This is a genomic window from Paenibacillus marchantiophytorum, from assembly GCF_014640555.1.
Lineage (GTDB): Bacteria > Bacillota > Bacilli > Paenibacillales > NBRC-103111 > Paenibacillus_E > Paenibacillus_E marchantiophytorum.
The window spans coordinates 1-686 of record NZ_BMHE01000145.1; the positions used below are offsets into that span (position 1 = coordinate 1).

Consider the following 686-nt stretch of genomic DNA (forward strand, 5'->3'; position numbering starts at 1 on the left):
GGTTAAGCCCTCGACCGATTAGTATTCGTCAGCTGCATACGTTGCCGCACTTCCACCTCGAACCTATCAACCTCGTCGTCTACAAGGGGTCTTACATACTGGGAAATCTCATCTTGAGGGGGGCTTCGCGCTTAGATGCTTTCAGCGCTTATCCCCTCCGTACATAGCTACCCAGCTATGCCTCTGGCGAGACAACTGGTACACCAGCGGTACGTCCATCCCGGTCCTCTCGTACTAAGGACAGCTCCTCTCAAATTTCCTACGCCCGCGACAGATAGGGACCGAACTGTCTCACGACGTTCTGAACCCAGCTCGCGTACCGCTTTAATGGGCGAACAGCCCAACCCTTGGGACCTACTTCAGCCCCAGGATGCGATGAGCCGACATCGAGGTGCCAAACCTCCCCGTCGATGTGGACTCTTGGGGGAGATAAGCCTGTTATCCCCAGGGTAGCTTTTATCCGTTGAGCGATGGCCCTTCCATTCGGTACCACCGGATCACTAAGTCCGACTTTCGTCCCTGCTCGACTTGTAGGTCTCGCAGTCAAGCTCCCTTATGCCTTTGCACTCTGCGAATGATTTCCAACCATTCTGAGGGAACCTTTAAACGCCTCCGTTACATTTTAGGAGGCGACCGCCCCAGTCAAACTGCCCACCTGACACTGTCCCCATACCGGATCACGGTAC

Annotated in this window: 1 rRNA gene; it reads right to left on the reverse strand. The window is 55.0% G+C overall.

The window, feature by feature from the left end:
• Nucleotides 1-686 (reverse strand): 23S ribosomal RNA (locus IEY34_RS36375); the annotation flags it as partial.